A 21,541-nucleotide genomic window follows, 5' to 3' on the forward strand; every position below is an offset into this window, starting at 1 on the left:
TACAAAGCAGTACAATTTCAAAAAACTGTTATGTATAAATAAGCAATACAGTTAGAGATGGTTAACGTGAATCAGTCAAAAACAAAAATCGAGCTTGTTATTTCACAGATTGAACAGCAAATTAAAAATCGTTCTTTAACACCAGGCTCCCGTTTACCTTCTGTACGTAAACTATCCAAAGATTTAGGTTTTTCTGTTTCTACTATTGTTGAAGCTTATGAGCGGTTAATTGCCGTAGGTAAAATTGAATCTCGTAGTGGCTCTGGTTTTTATGTCGTAGGACCGCTTGCCCCTTTGGCTTTAAGTGAATTAGGCCCTAAATTAGATCGTTCTATAGATCCGTTATGGATTTCGCGTCAGTCTTTGGAAGCAAAACCCGATGCATTTAAACCTGGTTGTGGCTGGTTACCAAATGACTGGATGCCACTTGAAAGTATTCGTAAAGCTTTAAGATCTGCTACACGTAACGAAGATGATAACTTAATGGGCTATTCGTCACCTTTAGGGCTACCAGCATTAAGAGATTTACTCGCTAGGCGAGCGCAAAGTAAAGGTATAGAAGCAAACTTGAACCAAGTTCTTTTAACTGATTCTGGTACTCAAGCAATTGATCTAGTTTGTCGTTTTTTACTTAAACCAGATGATGTTGTTTTGATTGATGACCCTTGCTACTTTAACTTTCATGCTTTACTTAAAGTTCATCAAGTTAAAGTTATTGGCATTCCTTATACATCAAGCGGACCAGATTTAGAAACCTTTAAAGAAGCGATTGAGACCCATAATCCACGGCTTTACATTACAAATTCTGGAATACACAACCCCACTGGTGCAACACTCTCACTTTCGATCGCTCATCAATTATTAAAACTCATTGAGCAGTCTAATTTGATTGTGATTGAAGACGATATATTTTCAGATTTTGAACATACTTCAGCGCCACAACTTGCGGCCCTAGACAACCTTTCACGCGTGATTTTTATTGGAAGTTTTTCTAAAACACTCTCTGCCTCTATTCGCTGCGGCTACATTATTGCTAAACCAGAATGGATTGATCAAATTACCGATTTAAAAATAGCTACCAGCTTTTCTCACAATGGCCTTTCAGCTAAAATTTTACACACAGCTTTAACCGATGGTTCATATCGTAAGCATCTAGATGTGTTAAAAGTTCGTTTAGCTCAAGCCATGCGGGAAACAATAGCGAAACTTAAATCGATTGGAATAGAACCATGGATTGAACCCAAAGCTGGAATTTTTGTGTGGTGTCGGTTACCCGAAGGAGTAGATGCAGCGAAGATTGCTCAGTTTTGTCTGAATCGAGAGGTAATTCTTGCTCCGGGCAATGCTTTTAGCCAAGCACAATCGGCAGGCCAATTTATTCGTTTTAATATTACCCAATCAAATCATGATTATATTTATAAGACTCTTACAGAGGCACTTCAGCAAGAGTCTTTAAAGAAAACGCTTTAAGCTTGTTTTTGCTTTTGTTCTATATAAGCAAAATAGCCCGGTCCAGCCGTAACTTGAACTTGTTTTGCATGCAAAGGTTCACGGCAGACCGAACATACCATGATTGGTTCAAATTTATGACCACAAGCTTTATGACGATATTCCAAAGGTTTACCTAAACCTTGATCCATCCATTTATCTGCCCAGTTCGCCATAGATAATATAATTGGATAAAGCTCAAATCCTTTATCGGTGAGACGATATTCAAAGCGTTCCTGACGATCAAAATAAGGAGCTTTGACTAAAATTTCGTATTCAACCAAACGCTTTAAACGATCCGATAGGACATGACGAGTGACACCTAGCGATTTTTGAAAATCATCAAAACGGCGAATTCCCATAAAAGCATTACGTAATATTAGCATCGTCCATCGATCACCAATTACTGATAGCATGCGGGCAACAGAACAAGGTTGATCACCGATGTCATCCCATTTCATCTTTATGCTTTCCTCAATATAGAACTGGCCTACTTGCCTTATTATTCATACCCTAAACCACTTAATATGTTATATGCAACATTCAGCTTAAAAATAAGTTTTTAATGTACTTATGACGCTTATTTTTTAAATAACCATGAATAGAAATATTTATAAAATATGATTAACTTATAAGTATAAATTAATCATATTCAGCTTATTTGTAGGCTAATTTGAAATAAAGATTCCTTCTAATAATGTACCTGACTCTAGTTTTCTATTCGCAGGAATACGTACTAAACAATTGGCTTGCATAAGATTACTCAGCATATGGGACTGCTGCTTCGCTAAACTTTTTACTCTAAGTTGTCCTGCATCAAAATAAGCATACATTCGTAAAAAACGCTCACGTGCATCTTCTTTTAAATCATGCTCTAAAATTGCTGTAAACCATTCTGGTCCCTGTCTATTGCCCTGCAATGCATCAAGCAAAGATTTGCCATAAACTTGCATTGCTACATATACCGCAGCTGGATTGCCCGGTAAGCCTAATAAATAGCATGAATGGCTAACTTGTGAATTATGATATTCGGCAAAGAATAAAGGTTTACCCGGTTTTTGCTTAACTTTCCAAAATATTTGTTCAAACCCAACTTCGAAAGCACAGTGTCGAACAAAGTCGTAGTCTCCGACTGAAACTCCGCCTGTTGTTATAATGACATCATGACTATCTTTTAATTGGTTAAAGTAATGGGTGACCTGCTCTGCTTCATCTGCCACGTGAATGAGTTCAATATCTAAACCATAATCTTCAAACCAAGCTTTTAATAAAGGCCCATTTGCATCAAAGACTTTTCCATCAATTAAATCATCTACCGTTTGAGCAACTTCATCACCTGTGACTAGTACTGCAACTTTTGGTCTACGATAAACAGTAAGCTCTTGCACTCCCGCCATACTTAAAGCAGCCAAGCTTCCAATATTTAGAAACTGTCCTGTTTGAGCAAGCAACTGCCCCTGCTGGATTTCTTCACCAGTAAAACGGATATCAGCTTGAGGGCGTATATGCTCCGTTAGACAAATTTCTTGAGCCGAAATAACCGATACAATTTCTTGCCGAGCTACATGCGTTGTCCCTTCAGGAATTTTGCCGCCCGTAAATATACGAATTGCCTGACCTTCACCGAGTATGTCGTGACTCTCACTTCCAGCACGAATCTCGCCAGTAACCTGAAACTTTTGATTATTTAAATCTTCTGCATGGCTACAAAGCGCATAACCGTCTACCGCACTTTGAGAAAAGCTTGGTAGATTAATTTCAGAGTAAATATCTTTAGCAAGATAACTACTTAGGCTATTTATTAGAGTCTTTTGAATAGAGTTTAAGTTTTTAGGCTTATTAATCACTAAATCTAGCGCTTCATCTATACTGATTAATCCACGCTCAGCACCACAACCTGACATTATTCATAGCCTCCTGGATGCGGTAAATCACGGCAAACATCAAAAATATGGACTAAGGCAGGTAAAATAGCTACCATTGATTCGCTTGCTCCACCACGGCTTCCCGGTAACGTCACCACTAACGAACGGTCAATAAACCCTGCCACTCCGCGTGACATAGCAGCATACGGTGTACGCTTTTGTCCAAATGAGCGAGCAGCTTCCATTAAGCCATCTAATTTACGTTCTAAAAGAGGCTCTAGCGTATCAACTGTAATATCACGCTTGCCAATTCCTGTACCACCAACAGTCATAATGCAAGCATATGATTTGCTCAACTCAAGCACTAAGTTTTTTAAAGTATCTGCTTCATCTGGCAAAATCTGGTAATGAATGGGGTCAAACCCTGCTTCAGTTAACGTTTCAACTACAGATTTTCCGGCAGTATCTGGCTTTCTACCCGCTGCTACGGTATCTGACAATACAATAACCGCAGCCGAAACAGGTTGACGAAGAACTCGCTTGAAGTGTGATTTACCACCTTTTTTCTTCAGTAGTTTACATTGATCCATCCAGAGCTCTTCTGGTTCACAATGTGGCTTTAACATGTCGTAAATGGTTAAACTGGCCAGACTTGCCGCCGTTAAAGCTTCCATTTCTACGCCAGTTGGTCCAATGGTCTCAACGACCGTAATAATTTTTACAAAGTCATGTTCTAATTCATATTCAACATCTGCCCGATAAATCGGTAGCGGATGACATAATGGAATCAGCTCATCAGTTCGTTTTGCTGCCAAAATTCCTGCAACACGTGCTGTTTTTAATGCATCACCTTTTTCCGTGTTTCCTTGTCTTAATAGTTCAATACAGTGCGGCGGTGCATATAAAATCGCTTGTGCTTCGGCAACACGATAACTTTCCGGCTTCATTCCAACGTTTTTCATTATTTATCCTAGTATTACATATTTCAGTGTGAGTGCTCATGGCCGGCATGATGGTGATGCTTATGGTCGTGTGGTGCATCCTTACGAATACAGCAGCCCTCTACATAATGACTTGTGCCATCGGTAAAGAACTCTTCTTTAAAGACAGGTACTTCATGTTTTACCCGTTCGACTGCTTCCTCACATGCTTGAAAAGCTTCACGGCGATGGGCTGCATAAGCAATTGCAATGATTGCTGTTTCACCAACATCCAGATATCCAATTCGATGAACCACTCGCACATAAGATACCTGATACTTTTTCTCAATTTCTAGTTCAATTTCACGTATCATTTTTTCTGCAAGTGGTTTATACGATGTATATTTCAGCGCCTTTACCGCCTTACCTTCGTGGTGATTACGAACCGTACCCATAAAAATATCGATACCGCCACACTCAGGAAAAGCTTGAATCTGATCAAAACTATCTAAGCTTAAAACCTGCTCTTGTATTCTTGCGAAATCTTTCATGATTCATCCTCCAGCAACGGGTGATAATAAAACCAAAGTGCATGGCTCACTTAAGACAGTTTCTCTAGTTATGACATTGTCACCAATTGCACATGCACATTTTTCCATGGCTTTTGTCGATTCCGGATGTAATAAAACAATTTCATCTAATACATCTTTAACCAAACTATGATTAGGACAAACTAACAAAAGATTTTCAGGAAGCAATTTTTCGATTGCACCAAATGCTTCGACTTTAATTTGAATAGATTGTTGCATTTATCCCCCAAGCATATGCATGCTGATTTTACGGGTTTGTTGATGTTGTAAGGCATGGAAACCTTTGGCTTTGTGCCAGATATAAGGATGAACCAAATGATTTAAATTTTGGACCGTCATATCGTATTCTGGCCTATGTTGTTTACTTACCAATGCTTCAAGCTGAGGCTTAATATTTAAGCCTTTCGGTGCAAACAAACAGTTATATAGTTCGCCTTTTGCTGTAATTCGTATGCGGTCACACTGATGACAAAATGAATGCGTAATTGTGGAAATAATTCCTAAATGGTAGCTACCGTTAATTAGATATTGACGCGCTGGCTCATGTTGCTGCTCGATCACTTGTACCGAATAATGCGGTTGCAATACCTGCAAAATTTCAGCCTCGCTTACCACATCTTTATTTGACCAAAGTGCATCACCATCAAGCGGCATAAACTCGATAAAACGTAGCGGAATATGATTAGCAATCGACCACTTCACCATGGGTAAGATTTGATCATCATTTTTATCTTTCATTAATACGCAGTTAATTTTAAAAGGCAGTCCTGCATCTTTAGCAGCTTGAATACCCTCAAGAACGGGTTCTAACTTTTTCTTAGTGAGCTCTTTAAATTGAATTGAATCAAGACTATCTAAACTAATGTTTAAGTCATCTAATCCAGCATCTTTTAGTTGTTTAGCGTATTTAGCAAGGTAATGACCATTTGTAGTTATCGATATACGTTTTAAACCTAAACTTTTTAAAGACTGTAGATCTCGAATGAAATGAACAATACCTTGACGCATTAATGGTTCACCACCCGTAATGCGAATACTTTCGATACCTTGCTGCACCATAAAATGACAAAATTGGAAGAGCGCTTCAAAACTAAGCAAGTCTTGTTTATTTAACCATTCAGGATGTTCAGGCATGCAATATACACACTTAAAATTACAGCGATCAGTTACCGAAATTCGTAACTTTCGCTTGATACGCCCATATTGGTCTTGTAGAACAGATGGCGTATTTTCAGAGTGGTATTGTTTCATCTTTTGCACTCATGTCGAGAACAGTTCAAATATTGCTGGCACTTTTTCTGGGCAATTAAAATAGAAAATTGCTCTTCAATAGTGCTCTGATTTTTATGCAAAATTTGTTCCAATTCTATTTATCATCCATAACTTCTTCGGTTTTTTGATAGACCTTTGGCTACACCACTTCACTGTAATTTTAAAACTGTATAAAGTTGGTGCAGCATTAATCTCTTATTTGCCTTACATTATTTCTAGCACTTTTCTAAGCGGATGGGTACATATTTATGGTACGGCGTTTTAGATAATGGATCGCAATGTTCAGCGGAAATTAGTCGATTTAATTGTGGTCCAATGGGTTCACCACCTTGAAAGCGCATGCCATAACCATGTGGAAGTGAAACTACACCTTTTCGCATTCCCTCATCAAAATCTACAGTAACCTGAATTTCCCCATGTTGTGAAATACATTTAACCTGACCTCCTGCATCTACATTTAGGTGCTTTGCATCTTCAGGATGAATTCGTAAAGCCCCTTCAGCATCTACTTTTCGCCAAGCTGGATCACGGTAAATTTGATTGGCGTTATAGCTACGTCGCTCACCTGATAAAAGTATGAATGGAAATTCTTCAACATTAACCTGATGATTTTTTAAATTTGCCAGCTCAGCTAACATCTCTGGAATTGCAAGACGTATTTTCTTATCTTTATAAGCCACCAGTTTCCAGACTTCATCATATTCATGTTGCGATAAAACCATACCTGAACGTTGCTTTAATATCTGCTCAAATACTTTGACACCTTGTGTTAATGGATTACCTTTATAACCTGCACGGCGTACTGCTTTGGTATGTAAAACAGCATATTGAATAGATAGGGGCAATAAAAAAGCAACTGAATCTGCAGAATTGCCAAGTCGTTTGCCAAGAGTTCGATAAATAATAGAGGCAGCAAAAGGGATATATTTTTTATGCCGTGCCAAGGTAAGTCCTAGCGCCGACAAATATGGTAAGTAGGCGGTTTTTTTCGAGTCGACCGCAGCTATTTTTTCTAAAATTGGGAAACTCTTCGGAATAGCATTCATAGCCTCCAGTAATCGAGTATAAATTTCGGCTTCCGGTAAAGTGTTTGCTTGAGCAGCCAATACGGGATGACGCAGGTGAAAACCATTCTTAGGAAATTCCAAGTTAAAACCAGTAAATTCCCATTTTTCAAACTGAGTATGAGCAGGCAAAATATAGTGTGCAAGTCTCGCGGTTTCTGTCATCGCAACATCAACTACCACCAACAAATCTAATGCTTTAAATGCTTCCTCAAAAGCTGGTGTATCAGGATAGGTTAATAATGGATTACAACTATCTACAAACCCAGCACGAATTCGATTTTCCCCTGCTTTTAGGATTTCATCGGGTAAAATATTAGGCGGGAAAAACCCGGAAATCGGGAACATTTTATGATAAACGCTACGTCGATATTTTGCTTTTCTTTCATCCGTATCGGTCAAAATTGGAATAAACATGGTATGCAAATTATTGGTACCCTGTTTTCCAAAGTTCCCTGTCAGCAAGTATAAAAGCTTTTCTAAATAACCATTTAATGTTGTATTCAAAGTATGTTGAATACCTAAATCAATACGTACACAGCCTCTTTTTGCCTTGGCAAACTCTCGAACAACCTGATAAATCAAATCGACAGGTACATCAGCTTTAGCAATATAGTCTTCAATCGGGACATGGTTAAATGCAGCTTTTACTTCTTCAAACCCATGTATATGCTGCTCAATAAACGCTGCATCATAAAGCTTTTCTTTAATGATGATCGCAATCATGGCCGACATTAAAAAAGCATCTGTTCCAGGTTTTAGCTGTACGTGAATGTCTGCTTGTTTTGCTGTTTCGGTAACACGCGGGTCGAACACCACCATAGTTCGGTTCGGATCTTTCTTAATATGTTTTAGCGTGTCTCGTGCGTTAGGAATACCGTGCGCTTGAAACGGATTTGTTCCAATAAAAAGTACGTAATCTGCATATTCAACATCTTCTGTCGTATGGCAAGCCTGACTACCGAATAGGCGGCCATTGAGCCAGAAATCACCTGTTTTTTCTTGGGCAAGTGAGTTATATGCATAATAACTTTTCATAGCCAATAAAAGTTGCCGACCATAAGCTGCACCGAGGTGGTTACCCTGTCCACCGCCCCCAACCGAAGCAAAAGCAGTACCGCCAAATTTATCTCTAATCTGCACCAATTGATCGGCAATTTCTTGTATCGCCACATCCCAACTAATTTCTTTAAATGAACCATCTGGTTGGCGTTTTAAAGGTGTGTTCAAACGGTCTGCATGTTTCTGGTAATGCTGTAATCTTGCCGCTTTTTGGCAAATGTAACCTTGAGAAAATGGATGCTCAGGATTACCTTTAATTTTGACAAATTGGTTATCTTTAATTTCTACGCTCAAACCGCAGTTTCTTGAACATAAAATACATGCGGTCACATCTGTTTTACTTTGCTGAGCTGCGTCCATCATTTTTCTGGCTCCATTTATTTTTATACATCTGGCTAGAATGAAAATAACAAGTTCCAAAATAGAACTTAAATTCTAAACAGTCAATAACTCAAAATTTAAAAAATGATTTCAGATTATCAATGTAAATTTTAAATCGATATGATTGAGGTTCTAATTAGTCGAAAAAATCTCTTTAAATGCTTTAATTTGTTTGTATTGTTGAAGTTCATCTAAAGAATTAATGCTATGGAAAAATAAGTTTTGCTTTTGAAATATAGCGACTTGCGCATGCAAAAGCTTAAAGCATTCTTTCAAACTTAATCGTTGCTTTTCAATTTGCTCCGTTATGGTGATGAGACTTTCACGTTTTAATAAGCAAAATGGATATAAGGCATCACCATTAATTGAAACATAAGCTGTCTGGGCCTGTTTATTTTTCCGAAGAGTGCTGTGTAATTTCGCAACGACTTGCGTAGGTATGTAGGTCACATCACAAGGAATAAATAAAACATAATCTGCTTCTACATGAGACCATGCGCTTTTCATTCCCATAAGTGGGCCAAAAAAACCGGAAGCATCATCTTGAAAACATTTAATATCGGGCACAATACTTTGATAGATTGAATAGTCACGATGACTATTTACCCAAATTTCAGATACAGATGACTTTAGTTTTTGATGAATTTTGAGTAGTTGCGTATCGCCATCAAATTGTTGCAAAAGCTTATTTAAACCATTCATACGGCGGGCTTGTCCTCCCGCTAATATGACTACATCAGTTATGGGATATCCTTTATTCACACTTCCACCTCTTGTTGGCAAGCTTTAATCAGGCCACGAATTTCAGGTAAACATGAACCACAGTTCCCACCCGCTTTTAAACAAGCAGTGACCTGTTTTTCATGGGTAATGTTTTGTGTTTTTATTGCTTCGATAATTTTATTCTTACCTACTTTAAAACAACTACACACCAAAGGCCCATCATTATTGGTAGCCGACATTGGCATACCTGCCAGTAAAGCTTTACGGTGCAAGGCGCTTAAACGCTCTCGTTTAAACAGACTCGCTACCCAATCACGGTCTGGCAATAAATCTGGCGGTGCAATATATAGACTTGCAATTACAATGCCATCTTTCAAAATAACGCTATGGCTCAGCTGTGAAGAAATATCTTCTATGCTTAACCATTCAAAGGTTTCATCAGCAAATGGCAAAAAGCTTTTCAGATTCTTTTGAGTATCATGAAAAGTTTGGCGGTCTGCAAGTTCATAGCGATTGGTTTTCACCATTTTGACTTTGGTCCACCATGCACAGTGATGTAGCGATTCTTGAATGTGCGAATCGTATCCTTCACGAATATAGAGCACGCCTTGCCAAGTGGTATAGAACGGTTGAATGGTTACAGGCGTATGTTTGAACTCGGGCTCACCTGAAATTGCATCAACTTCTGGATTCACGACTTTACCAATACGCGCGTCGGATGCGACCTGTTCAGTCCAGTGAATCGGTGCAAAAATTTGCCCACGACGAACACCCGATGAGAATGTCACGCGTAGTACACAACTGCCCCATTTCGAACGAACTTCTACCAAACCTTGATCACGCACACCAAACTTCAATGCATCACTTGGATGAATCTCACAGAATGGTTCAGCACGATGACTGGTTAAATTTGGCGACAAACCAGTACGGGTCATGGTATGCCATTGATCACGAATACGCCCCGTGTTCAAAATGAGCGGATAATCTTCTGAAATTGCATGTACCGGATTAGTTGCAACAGTCGGAATCAATTTTGCCTTGGCATTTTTATGACTAAACTGCCCTTTGCCAAACAGTTGTTGAACGGCTTTAGCGTCTTGGTTTTTACTCCACACTGGCCATTGAATTGGTTGTAGAGCGTCGTACTCAGCATTACTTAGGTTCATTAAACCTTTTAGATTGAAATAACGAAAATTATTACTTTCTGCACGAGCATTTATGTCTGCATTGTCTTGTGCAGATAACGCTGCATGCTCATTGAAAATATCCACAGCACTATTAAAGTCAAAACCTTTAAAGCCTAATTTTTTCGCAACTTGGCTCACTGACCACCAATCTGCTTTTGCTTCACCCGGTGCAGGTAAAAAAGCACGCTGGCGTGAAATACGACGCTCAGAGTTAGTGACGGTCCCATCTTTTTCGCCCCAACCTAAAGCTGGAAGCAAAACATCAGCATAAGCTGTAGTATCCGTATCTGCGCAGATATCTGACACGACAACCAATTCGCACTTTTCTAATGCACGTTTAACTTGATCTGCATCTGGCAAACTCACGACTGGATTGGTCGCCATAATCCAGATGGCTTTAATTTTTCCAGCTTCAACAGCACGGAATAAATCAACTGCTTTTAAGCCCACTTGATTTGCAATGAATGGACTGTCCCAAAAGGTTTGCACTACTTTTTGATGTAGTGGGTTATCTAAATCCATATGCGCAGCCAGCATATTGGCTAAGCCACCAACTTCTCGTCCACCCATCGCATTAGGTTGTCCTGTCATCGAAAATGGAGCGGCACCGAGCTTACCAATTTTGCCTGTTAGTAAATGGCAGTTAATAATGCTATTGGCTTTATTGACTCCCTGACTTGATTGATTCACACCCATTGAAAATAGGGTGATTACTTTTTCAGTCTGTGCAAATTTTTCAAAAAACTGCTGTAATTTATCGAGTGCGATTCCTGTACGCTTTGCCACATATTCGATATCAGTTTCTGGCTGACTGCTTGCCAAAACTTCTTGCAAACCTTCGGTATAGGCATCTGCAAAGGCCTGATCGGCATGACCATTTTGATATAGATATTGAAATAAGCCATTAAATAAAGCCACGTCTTGACCCGGTAAAATCGGCAAATGCAAGTCCGCTTGTTCACAGGTACTGGTAAAACGTGGGTCAATCACCACCACAAACATATCTGGATTTTGGCTTTTAGCCTGCATGATCCGTTGATACAGCACAGGATGGCACCATGCAGTATTAGAACCAACCAATACCACCATATCTGCATGTTCAAAATCTTCATAACTTGCAGGGACAATATCTTCACCGAAACTACGTTTGTGACCTGCCACCGCAGATGACATACAAAGCCGTGAGTTAGTATCGATATTTGCAGTGCCCAAATAGCCTTTTACAAACTTGTTTACCACATAATAGTCTTCAGTCAAAAGCTGACCTGAAACATAAAATGCAATGCTGTCACGACCATATTTGTCGATACAAGATTGGAATTTATCAGCAATTTTATTGATTGCCGCATCCCATGTCGTTACCACCCGATCAGCTTTGCGCCCCATCATTGGTTGTAAAACACGTGTTTCTAATCCTAATGTATCCGCAAGTCGGCTACCTTTAATACATAAGCGCCCAAAGTTGGAAGGATGCTCAGCATCCCCCTCAACTTGCACCACAGGTCCTTGAGGTTTTTGTTGGACGTTTACGCTAACACCGCAACCCACCCCACAATATGGACATGTTGTTTTGATTGTTTTTGCAACATGATCGGAGCTATCGATTTCAACGCTTGGAATACTGTTCATAACTGCTCCTTTCCCCTATTTAGCCTGCATTTTTTAATGCAAAATCTCGACCAAATAGCAGCTTATTTCTAAATGAAGAAACAGGTGTTTGGTCTGCAATTAACTCTGCATACCACATACCATCTTCAGTATCACCAAACAATACTGCACCGATTACCCGATCGCTTTGAATGATAATACGCTTATAAATCTGGCGTTTTTCATCGTTCAGGATAATGTCTTCATAATCATCTTTCGGCTCAAAATTGCCCGCAGAGAACACATCGACACCGCTGACTTTTAACTGAGTCGGTACGGTCGGTGCTTTAAAAGTTAAGCTGCCGTGTTCAGCCAAATGGGTCGCGCAAATAAAAGCTTGCACCCACAGTGGTTCAACCAAACCAAAAGTTTGACCACGGTGTTCGATACACTCACCCACGGCATAAATACTTGGATCAAATGTTTGCATGGTGTCATTCACCAACACACCTCGATTGCAGCGTAGACCAGCACTTTGTGCCAAAGCTATATTTGGACGGATACCCACAGCGAACACCACAAGGTCAGCATCTAACACTGTGCCATCTTTCAAGCGTATTTGCTTCACATGACCATTTTCATCACCAATTAATGCTTCAGTATTGGCTTCGCTAATGATTTGAATGCCTTTTTGTTCAATACTATGGCGCAGTAACTGGCTCGCACGACCATCAAGTTGACGTTCCATAATACGGTCCATCAAATGTAATACTGTCACATTCATACCGCGTTGTTTTAAACCGTACGCCGCTTCTAAACCAAGTAAACCGCCACCAATCACCACTGCATTGTTTTTTGAACCGCAATATTCAATCATGGTGTTAACGTCATAGATATCACGGAAAGTTAACACACCCTTTAAGTTGACCCCTTGAACTGGTGGAATAAACGGAGCCGAACCTGTTGCCAGAATTAAACGATCATAATCAACTGTCTGGCCTTTTTCGGTGTAAACCACTTTACGAGGGCGATCAATTTTTACCGCTTTATCGCCTGCAATAAATTTAATACCTTTATCGTCATACCACTTTGGTGGATGCAGCATAATATCTTCAATGGTTTTTTCACCCGATAAAACCGGAGACAACATAATACGGTTATAGTTACCCCAAGGTTCTTCACCAATCACCGTAACTTCATAACGGTCTGGTGCCATATCGAGTAAATCTTCCAGACAACGCATACCTGCCAAACCATTCCCGATCAGCACCAGTCTAAGTTTGTCTTGTGATACACCTGTATTGGTAATATAAGTTTTTTGCGGCACCACATTGACCCAAACACGGCCATCAACAATTTTGCTCGGGTAAACCGCCAATTTTTGGTCTTTATCTTCTAAACAACGGCCCGTAGCCAGACTAAAATGTTGTTTATAGATTGGAGATGCAATGACACGCTCGCCTTGTAAATCTCCGATAATCCCACGGCTCATCACATTCGCTTGGCTAAATGGGTCTTTATTGCTCAGCACGTAAACACGTTTTTCATGTCCTACACGGAAGATTGCTACCATTTGTCCACCGACTAACGCACCCGCGCCAGTATTTGGGGTTAAATCATCGAGTGCGCAAACGTCAATCCACTGATCATCAGGAAGCATATTTTTGTCTTGTACAATATTCATAGAAACTCTCCTTTATGCTTCAACCATTGGAATGCGGTCTTCAGAACGTTCAGCTTCAGTCAATGGACGGATTTGACCACGTTCAGTTGTAAATTGAATGTGTGGATCGGCCTGTTCATTTGCATCTGCATTGATATACGTTTGGAAACGCTTACGAACTTCAGGATTTTCCACCGCAGTACGCCATTCGTCTTGATATGTGCCAATAATGTGTTCCATACGGCGTTCAAGCTCGGCAGCCAAACCAAGTGAATCATCCACAACTACAGATTTAAGGTAATCTAAGCCACCTTCCATGTTGTCGCGCCATACACTCGTACGTTGTAAACGGTCTGCTGTTTGGATGTAGAACATATAGAAACGGTCGATGTAACGTATGAGCGTTGCTTTATCAAGGTCAGATGCAAGTAACTCGGCATGACGTGGTTTCATACCACCGTTACCACAGACATAAAGGTTCCACCCTTTTTCGGTCGCGATAATACCTACATCTTTACCTTGCGCTTCTGCACACTCACGAGTACAGCCAGACACAGCCATTTTTAATTTATGCGGTGAACGTAAACCTTTGTAGCGGTTTTCAAGTTCAATCGCTAAACCAACAGAGTTGTCTACCCCGTAACGGCACCATGTGCTACCCACACAAGATTTCACGGTACGCAATGATTTACCGTAAGCATGACCAGACTCGAAACCAGCAGCATTTAACTCTTCCCAAATGAATGGAAGCTCGTGAACTTGCGCACCAAACATGTCAACACGTTGACCGCCAGTAATTTTGGTGTACAGGTTATATTTTTTCGCAATTTGACCAATCGCGATTAAACCATCTGGAGTCACCTCACCACCAGCCATACGCGGTACAACCGAGTAAGAACCGTCTTTTTGGATGTTACCTAAATAGTAGTCATTACTGTCTTGTAAGCCTGCGTGGCTTGGCTCAAGGACGAAATCATTCCAGCAAGATGCAAAAATATTTGCTGCCGCCGGTTTACAAATATCACAACCTAAACCGTGACCATGTTGATGAATCAAATCATCAAATGTCTTAATTTCATTGACACGAACCAAGTGATACAACTCTTGACGCGAGTATGGGAAGTGTTCGCAAATGTGATTGTTAACAGTCACACCCTGACGTTGCAACTCAGACTTCAACACTTGAGTCACTAATGGTGCACAACCACCACACGCTGTTGCTGCTTTGGTGCATTTCTTTAATGCACCTAAAGAGGTCGAACCATCGCTAATCGCTTGGCAGATGTCCGCTTTTGATACGTTGTTACATGAACAAATGGTCGCGCTGTCTGGAAGTAAATCTACACCGCTACCACCAGACTTACCTGCTGATTGTTCAAAGCCCGGCATGATCAAGCTTTCAGGAACTTCTGGTAAAGCCAGACCATTTAACATCATTTGTAAAAGGTCGTTGTATTCTTTCGCATCGCCCACCAAAACTGCACCAAGCAATTTTGTTTTCTCAGCATTTACAACAATCTTTTTATAAACCAGTGCATGCTCATCTGCATAGAAATAGCTTAATGCACCCGGAGTCATGGCATGCGCATCACCTACAGAAGCAACATCAACACCCATCAACTTCAATTTAGTGCTCATGTCTGCACCAGCGAAGCAGTGACATTCTTCATTTAAAATGTGTTTTGCTGCAATACGTGCCATGTCATAGCCCGGTGCAACCAAGCCATAAATTTTGTTTTGCCAAAGCGCACATTCACCAATGGCATAAATGTTTTGATCTGACGTTTGGCAATAATCATTAATGACGATACCACCACGTTCACCAATCGCCAGACCACTGTTGCGTGCGAGTTCATCACGTGGACGAATCCCAGCAGAGAATAAAATGACATCTGCTTCAAGCTCGCTACCATCTGCAAATTTCATTACATGTGTAGTGCTGTTGCCACATTCGATAGATTGCGTCGCTTTTTGTGTATGAACTTTTACACCTAAATCTTCAATTTTACGGCGTAAAACTTTACCGCCTAGGTCATCAATTTGAACTGCCATTAAACGTGGTGCAAACTCAACAACATGTGTTTCTAAATCTAAATCACGTAATGCTTTGGCTGCCTCAAGTCCAAGTAAACCACCGCCAATTACTACGCCTGTTTTTGCATTAAGACTCGCTGCACGAATCGCGTCTAAGTCTTCAATCGTACGGTAAACAAAGCAGTTTTCACGGTCATTACCCGGAATTGGTGGAACGAACGCATATGAACCCGTAGCTAACACCAATTTGTCATAGCTGATGACATCACCATGATTAGTGGTGACTGTTTGTGCAACTGTATCAATTGCAGTTGCTTTGGTATTTAGACGTAAGTCAATGCCATGAGCATCGGCAAAATCAAAACGTGCTAAAGATAAATCTTTTGCTGATTTCCAAGAGAAATATTCTGTCAAATGTACACGGTCATACGCGATACGAGGTTCTTCCGCGAGAATCGTGATTTCCAGTTCATCATCTGCTTTTTCTAAAATGGCTTCGATGAATTTGTGGCCCACCATACCATGACCAATCATTACCAATTTCATAGTGTTTCTCCTCAAATCACGTTGCTTTTAAGCTGCGTTATTGCGTTCTCAAATAGACGTTGTTTTTTTGCCTTGTGTTCTACCGAGAAGCGAATCAATCTCACAAAGCATTTAGCTGCTTGGAATCCATTTTTCCCACTCGTTAATGACACCCAATGCACAGCAAAGTCATAAAAAGAAATAAAAAAAGCGAGCCCCCTCATAGAGAAGGCTCGCATCGCTGGAACTGAAAAATTAAATAATTCAGATGTAACTTTTTTATGCAATAAAAATAAAGACATGGCCTTCACTCCGACTGAACGTAAATTCTTTGTGTGTACAGTTGCACTCACAAATTCGATCAGAACGGACATCGTTGGCCGTCTTTAAAACTTATGGTCGTCTTCGACCTGTAATTAAATAAGCATTTTGCATGCCAATTGCTTTAAGATTCGAAATTTATAATTTTTATATTTATTTTCATATAGATATAATTTCCCTGCTTCTCATATAAAAACAAAGTCTTATTCAATTTGCACCAAAGCTCTACATTTAAATGGTTTAAATAGAAATACGTCTTGCCACAAAATGAATCGTCCTCTTGCACTAAGATTGATCATATCGATTTTTTGACTTCTTAAATTACCAATAAATCCTGATTTTTAGTTTAGTTTTGGATGGCACTAATCTTGCTTAAAACTTAATAACAAAAAACGCGTCGAATTGGCGCATTTTCTTAGCCTGATTTTCTGAACTTATGCCAAAACTCAAAATAGCTCTTATCGATGATGATCATGCGCGAGCCGACTATATAAAAAACAGTCTGCTTGAAAATGACTTTGAAGTGGTGGCCTGCCTTACTTTGGACCACTTAAATATTTTTCGTCTTGAAGATTTACAAGCCGATGTCATCTTGCTCGATATGGATCATCCTCATCGCGACATTATTGAAAGTTGTGTGAGTAGCTATGACCTACCGACTGTCCTGTTCACTAAAAATTCAGATAAAGAAACCATCAAACAAGCGATAGATGCAGGCGTAACGGCTTATATTGTAGACGGCATAGACCCTGCCCGCTTACATACCATTTTAGAGATTTCAATTGAGCAATATAAAAAACATAAAAAGCTCGAAGGTGACTTAAAAGAAGCTCAAACCAAACTTGCTGACCGTAAGGATGTTGAAAAGGCCAAAGTTCTACTCATGCAACTGCACGGCTTACCTGAAGACACGGCTTTTCAATTACTCAGAAAAAATGCCATGAGCCACCGTATAACCATTGGGGAAATGGCACGCCGTTTACTTGACGCTCAAAAACTACTAAATGATCAACTAAAGGACGAATAAATGAGCACATTAGAAAAGACTCAATTGCAACTCGGCTATATTCCTTTACTTGATTGCATCGCTTTACTATGGGCAAAACAGCAAGGTTTTTTCGAAGAAGTCGGTTTAGAGGTTACCCTAGTCAAAGAAGCATCATGGGCAAGTCTTCGAGACCGTTTAGCTTTTGGGCTATTAGATGCTGCACATTGTTTATCTGCCATGCTACCTGCAGCAGCCGTGGGTGCAGACCAAATTGGTATTGCACTGCAAACCCCTCTTATTTTAAGTAAAAACCGTGCCTTTATTAGCTTAAGCCAAAAATTAACTCATCAACTGGCTATTCAAGAAAACGATAATGCACAAGCTACAGCCCAAAAAGTGACGAGCTATATTGAAGCAGATCATTCTTTGTCCTTAGCTCATGTATTTAAACATTCCATTCATCATTATTGTTTAAGAGAATGGTTGGCTTTAGCAAATCCCAAAATCGCGCAGTCTATTCACCTCAAAACATTACCGCCACCTTATATGGTCGAAGCACTCGATAAACATGTGATTGATGGTTTTTGTGTGGGTGAACCTTGGAATACCCAAGGTGAGCTTCTTGGTTTAAGTAAAATAATCTGCTCAAGCCAAAACATTATTCCTCCTGTGGCTGACAAGGTTTTAGCCGTAACACAGGAATGGGCAAATCAGCACCCACAAACACTAGTCGCGCTCACCGCAGCAATTATGAAAGCCCAACAAGAATTGAGTGAGTTCCAAGACTTTGCTCCAATTTTAAAGTTATTGGTTGAGTTTGAAATTGTTCGTTTTCATTGCTCAGAAGAAGTGCATGTTGATAAATATTTTAAGATTCAGGAAATTGTTCAACATCTAGTAAAAGAAAGTGCACTTCCAAAAGTAGAAGACTTTTATTGGCTGCTTGAGCAAATGCAAAAGTGGGATGAACTTCAAATTGACCAAGCACAAATCACACGCTTGGGCGCTCAATGCATTAATCTTGAGGCTTATGAACAAGCCAAACAGCGATATTCTTCATAAGCTATCTAAGAGTCAAATCAGCATAAAAAAAAGCTGTCTTTTATAAAAAAGACAGCTTGAAAGACCCATAAGACAAAATGCGAAACACGCATTACTATATTTTCCAGGCTCAACTGATCCATTGAAAATATAGCGCTTATGGAAATGATCATATCTATCTAAACTTATCATTTTCAGACATTTCCATATCAATAACTGACAATTCATTACTTTTACATCCTTTTCATAATTTCGACGAACAACCAGAACTCCCCTAGATATCTGCGCGTAATTTTGTTAACTTGATTATGTTACAAATTCAAAATATGAATTTTGAGTTGATGAATTTGGGGGGATGAAATAATGAGAGAGATCTCACACCGCGAAGTTTATGCACTGGTTGATATCAATAATTGCTATGTCAGCTGTGAACGACTTTTCAACCCCAAACTCATTGATGAACCTGTAGTTGTTTTATCTAACAACGATGGTTGTGTTGTATCACGTAGTGAAGAAGCAAAGCTCTTAGGTATTAAGATGGGAGTACCGTGGTTTCAAATTGAGAAAGATGCCGTGCAAGCTGGTGTTCAAGTCTATTCAAGCAACTACACTTTATATGCCGAGATGTCTCGTCGTTTTTTTGCTGTTCTTGGTGAATTTTTCTCTCCAGATGATATAGAAGCTTACTCTATAGATGAGTGCTTTATTCATCTCACTCCTTACCTTCAATCTATTGATATATCTGACTACTGCTTTAAGGTGAAAGAGACTCTCCTCCAATGGTTAGGTCTACCTTGTTGTATTGGAATTGGATATTCAAAAACACAAGCAAAACTTGCCAATCATTTTGCTAAGAAAATTAAAAGTTTTAAGGGAATCTGTAATTTCATCACCTTAGATCCATTAATTATGGAAGACCTCATGCAACAGACATCGGTCAAAGAAGTATGGGGAATTGGCTACCAATTAGTCAAACAACTACAAAGTTATGAAGTATATTCATGCCTAGACTTAACTTTTGCCAATGAACATCATATGGCAAAGGCATTTTCTGTGGTCATGGCACGTACTATTCGTGAGCTAAAAGGCCAATCATGTATTGAACTTGACGATCCTAGTATTCCAACTAAAAGGATTTTAGCGTCACGAAGTTTTGCTCAAGCTTTATCCAGTATCGAGATTATTAAACAAGCACTTATTTTTCATCTTAATCGAGCGCATCGCCGCTTAATGAAACAAGAACAACTTTGTGCCTGCATTCAAGTCATGCTTTATGAGAAAACCGATAAGCCACCTTATAAAAAAGCCACTTCTCAGGCCATTGGTCTTCACTATGCAACAGATGACTTATGCATAATCACAAAAGCAGCAATGCATCAAATTGATGTTTTATATAAAGAAAATAAAAGTTATATAAAAATTGGAGTATTATTTTGTGGTCTACACGCGCGTCAACAACACATTGATGATTTATGGCAGCCTCTGGAACTTATTCATCAAAGACAACAATTAATGGAAACTTTAGGTACAGTTCGTAAGCGTTTTGGTAGTCATTATTTACAAGTGGGATATCACTCGCGCAATCCATCTTGGCAAATGAAACAATGCCATCGCTCAAAAAACTACCTAACTCGCTGGAATGAAATGTTAACAATTGAAGATGCCCATACCGTCGTTACACAAAATACATGAACTGTTTTTGTCAATTCGGTTTAAAATGAGCCTTGTTAAATTACTTGAAATTTTGTCATTTTTTAACATTGCTAATTCGTCGCAAAATTTACAATATATAAGCCGAATTTGGTGTACCCTTTCTGCGACAATTAAAAGAAATTATAAAAAACTTGTAGAAACATATGCCATAATAAGCAAACTTTGCAGACATCTTGCAAAGACTATTTGCAACTTTAGAGCTGGAGCAATCTGAATGAGTTCGACCATTTTGGTAATTCATGGACCGAATTTGAATTTGCTGGGAAAACGCGAACCGGAAGTATATGGTCATCTTACCCTAGACAATATCAACCAACAACTTATTGCTCAAGCTAAACAAGCCTCTATTACACTCGATACTTTTCAAAGCAATTGGGAAGGTGCCATTGTTGACCGTATTCATCAGGCACAAGCAGAAGGCGTAAAACTTATTATTATTAACCCTGCTGCTCTTACTCATACCTCAGTTGCTTTACGTGATGCTCTACTTGGCGTTGCCATTCCATTTATTGAAGTACATTTGTCAAATGTTCACGCACGTGAAGCGTTTAGACACCACTCTTATTTATCAGACAAAGCAATTGGCGTGATTTGTGGTCTAGGTGCAAAAGGTTATAGCTTTGCACTCGATTACGCCATTGAAAAAATTCAACCATCTAACCCAAACTAGTTCAGGAATAGTCGCCCATGGATATCCGCAAAATTAAAAAACTCATCGATTTAATGATTGAGTCTGACTTGCAAGCGATTGAAGTTAAAGAAGGTGATCAATCAATCGCTTTAACTCGTCGTAATCCTGTCGTTGCTGCGGCTGGTGTAGCACTTCCAGCAGCTCCTGTTGCTGAAGCACCTGTTGCAAAAACCCCACGTGGAGCAGTTGAAACTTCTCCTATGGTTGGTGTGTTCTATGCTGCTCCAAGCCCAGGTGAAGCACCATTTGTTAAAGTAGGTCAAACTGTATCTGCTGGTGAGACTTTGGGTATTATCGAAGCAATGAAAATCATGAACCCGATTGAAGCAACTCAAAGCGGCGTGATTGAAGAAATTTTAGTGAAAAATGGTGATGTGATCCAATTCGGTCAACCTTTATTCCGTTATCGCGCGTAATACCCCGGGG

General features: G+C 39.6%; 19 protein-coding genes. 6 read left to right on the top strand and 13 right to left on the bottom strand.

All coding sequences use genetic code 11. From position 1 onward, the window contains the following. The first annotated feature begins 66 nt into the window (after positions 1–66). On the top strand, positions 67–1,470 hold the full coding sequence (locus AC056_RS08650; protein WP_077163456.1) for a PLP-dependent aminotransferase family protein: 1,404 nt from the start codon (positions 67–69) through the stop codon (positions 1,468–1,470). On the opposite strand, the gene AC056_RS08655 is transcribed toward AC056_RS08650, so the two are convergent. From AC056_RS08655 to AC056_RS08710, 12 genes are all read right to left on the bottom strand, one after another. Next, positions 1,467–1,949 (bottom strand): winged helix-turn-helix transcriptional regulator, encoded by a 483-nt coding sequence (locus AC056_RS08655; RefSeq protein WP_019458721.1) that lies wholly within the window; start codon positions 1,947–1,949, stop codon positions 1,467–1,469. The genes AC056_RS08650 and AC056_RS08655 overlap by 4 nt on opposite strands. Before the next feature lie 207 nt (positions 1,950–2,156). After that, complete coding sequence (locus AC056_RS08660) at positions 2,157–3,392, bottom strand: molybdopterin molybdotransferase MoeA (RefSeq protein ID WP_077163350.1); 1,236 nt, start codon at positions 3,390–3,392, stop codon at positions 2,157–2,159. Further along, entirely contained in the window at positions 3,392–4,315 is a 924-nt protein-coding gene (gene moaCB, locus AC056_RS08665; protein ID WP_077163351.1) for a bifunctional molybdenum cofactor biosynthesis protein MoaC/MoaB, read from the bottom strand. Before moaCB ends, AC056_RS08660 begins: the two co-directional genes overlap by 1 nt. Positions 4,316–4,338: 23 nt before the next feature. Next, positions 4,339–4,824 carry a molybdenum cofactor biosynthesis protein MoaE gene (locus AC056_RS08670; protein ID WP_077163352.1) on the bottom strand — a complete coding sequence of 162 codons (486 nt, stop codon included), beginning with the start codon at positions 4,822–4,824 and terminating at the stop codon, positions 4,339–4,341. A gap of 3 nt (positions 4,825–4,827) precedes the next feature. Further along, positions 4,828–5,082, bottom strand: a complete 255-nt coding sequence (locus AC056_RS08675; protein ID WP_077163353.1) for a MoaD/ThiS family protein — start codon at positions 5,080–5,082, stop codon at positions 4,828–4,830. After that, the gene (gene moaA, locus AC056_RS08680; RefSeq protein ID WP_077163354.1) at positions 5,083–6,123 is read right to left on the bottom strand and encodes a GTP 3',8-cyclase MoaA; all 1,041 of its coding nucleotides are present in this window, start codon (positions 6,121–6,123) and stop codon (positions 5,083–5,085) included. A 227-nt stretch (positions 6,124–6,350) separates the two neighbouring features. Further along, positions 6,351–8,624, bottom strand: a complete 2,274-nt coding sequence (locus AC056_RS08685) for a molybdopterin-dependent oxidoreductase (protein WP_077163355.1) — start codon at positions 8,622–8,624, stop codon at positions 6,351–6,353. A 150-nt stretch (positions 8,625–8,774) separates the two neighbouring features. After that, the gene (gene mobA, locus AC056_RS08690; RefSeq protein WP_077163356.1) at positions 8,775–9,404 is read right to left on the bottom strand and encodes a molybdenum cofactor guanylyltransferase; all 630 of its coding nucleotides are present in this window, start codon (positions 9,402–9,404) and stop codon (positions 8,775–8,777) included. Beyond that, positions 9,401–12,181 carry a nitrate reductase gene (locus tag AC056_RS08695; RefSeq protein WP_077163357.1) on the bottom strand — a complete coding sequence of 927 codons (2,781 nt, stop codon included), beginning with the start codon at positions 12,179–12,181 and terminating at the stop codon, positions 9,401–9,403. Before AC056_RS08695 ends, mobA begins: the two co-directional genes overlap by 4 nt. Before the next feature lie 19 nt (positions 12,182–12,200). Next, positions 12,201–13,823 carry a nitrite reductase small subunit NirD gene (gene nirD, locus AC056_RS08700; protein ID WP_077163358.1) on the bottom strand — a complete coding sequence of 541 codons (1,623 nt, stop codon included), beginning with the start codon at positions 13,821–13,823 and terminating at the stop codon, positions 12,201–12,203. A gap of 12 nt (positions 13,824–13,835) precedes the next feature. Continuing rightward, positions 13,836–16,382, bottom strand: coding sequence for a nitrite reductase large subunit NirB (gene nirB / locus AC056_RS08705; protein WP_077163359.1), 2,547 nt, complete (start codon positions 16,380–16,382; stop codon positions 13,836–13,838). Between the two features lie 11 nt (positions 16,383–16,393). Then, positions 16,394–16,663 carry a hypothetical protein gene (locus AC056_RS08710; protein WP_309171092.1) on the bottom strand — a complete coding sequence of 90 codons (270 nt, stop codon included), beginning with the start codon at positions 16,661–16,663 and terminating at the stop codon, positions 16,394–16,396. A 455-nt stretch (positions 16,664–17,118) separates the two neighbouring features. Between AC056_RS08710 and AC056_RS08715 the strand changes: the two genes are divergently transcribed. Both AC056_RS08715 and AC056_RS08720 read left to right on the top strand, forming a co-directional pair. Beyond that, on the top strand, positions 17,119–17,709 hold the full coding sequence (locus tag AC056_RS08715) for an ANTAR domain-containing response regulator (protein ID WP_077163361.1): 591 nt from the start codon (positions 17,119–17,121) through the stop codon (positions 17,707–17,709). Beyond that, entirely contained in the window at positions 17,710–18,732 is a 1,023-nt protein-coding gene (locus AC056_RS08720) for an ABC transporter substrate-binding protein (protein ID WP_077163362.1), read from the top strand. Between the two features lie 17 nt (positions 18,733–18,749). Here AC056_RS08720 and AC056_RS08725 read toward each other — a convergent pair whose 3' ends face one another. After that, positions 18,750–18,854 (bottom strand): hypothetical protein, encoded by a 105-nt coding sequence (locus tag AC056_RS08725; protein ID WP_077163457.1) that lies wholly within the window; start codon positions 18,852–18,854, stop codon positions 18,750–18,752. 220 nt (positions 18,855–19,074) lie between these two features. Here AC056_RS08725 and AC056_RS08730 point away from each other — a divergent pair, with 220 nt between their 5' ends. The 3 genes from AC056_RS08730 (at position 19,075) to accB (ending at position 21,531) form a co-directional block, all read left to right on the top strand. Next, entirely contained in the window at positions 19,075–20,403 is a 1,329-nt protein-coding gene (locus AC056_RS08730; RefSeq protein WP_077163363.1) for a Y-family DNA polymerase, read from the top strand. A 235-nt stretch (positions 20,404–20,638) separates the two neighbouring features. After that, positions 20,639–21,094, top strand: coding sequence for a type II 3-dehydroquinate dehydratase (gene aroQ, locus AC056_RS08735; protein WP_019458705.1), 456 nt, complete (start codon positions 20,639–20,641; stop codon positions 21,092–21,094). A 17-nt stretch (positions 21,095–21,111) separates the two neighbouring features. Further along, positions 21,112–21,531, top strand: a complete 420-nt coding sequence (gene accB / locus AC056_RS08740) for an acetyl-CoA carboxylase biotin carboxyl carrier protein (RefSeq protein WP_004701124.1) — start codon at positions 21,112–21,114, stop codon at positions 21,529–21,531. Positions 21,532–21,541: the final 10 nt, after the last annotated feature.

The sequence above is a fragment of the Acinetobacter genomosp. 33YU genome (assembly GCF_001990725.1).
Lineage (GTDB): Bacteria > Pseudomonadota > Gammaproteobacteria > Pseudomonadales > Moraxellaceae > Acinetobacter > Acinetobacter seifertii.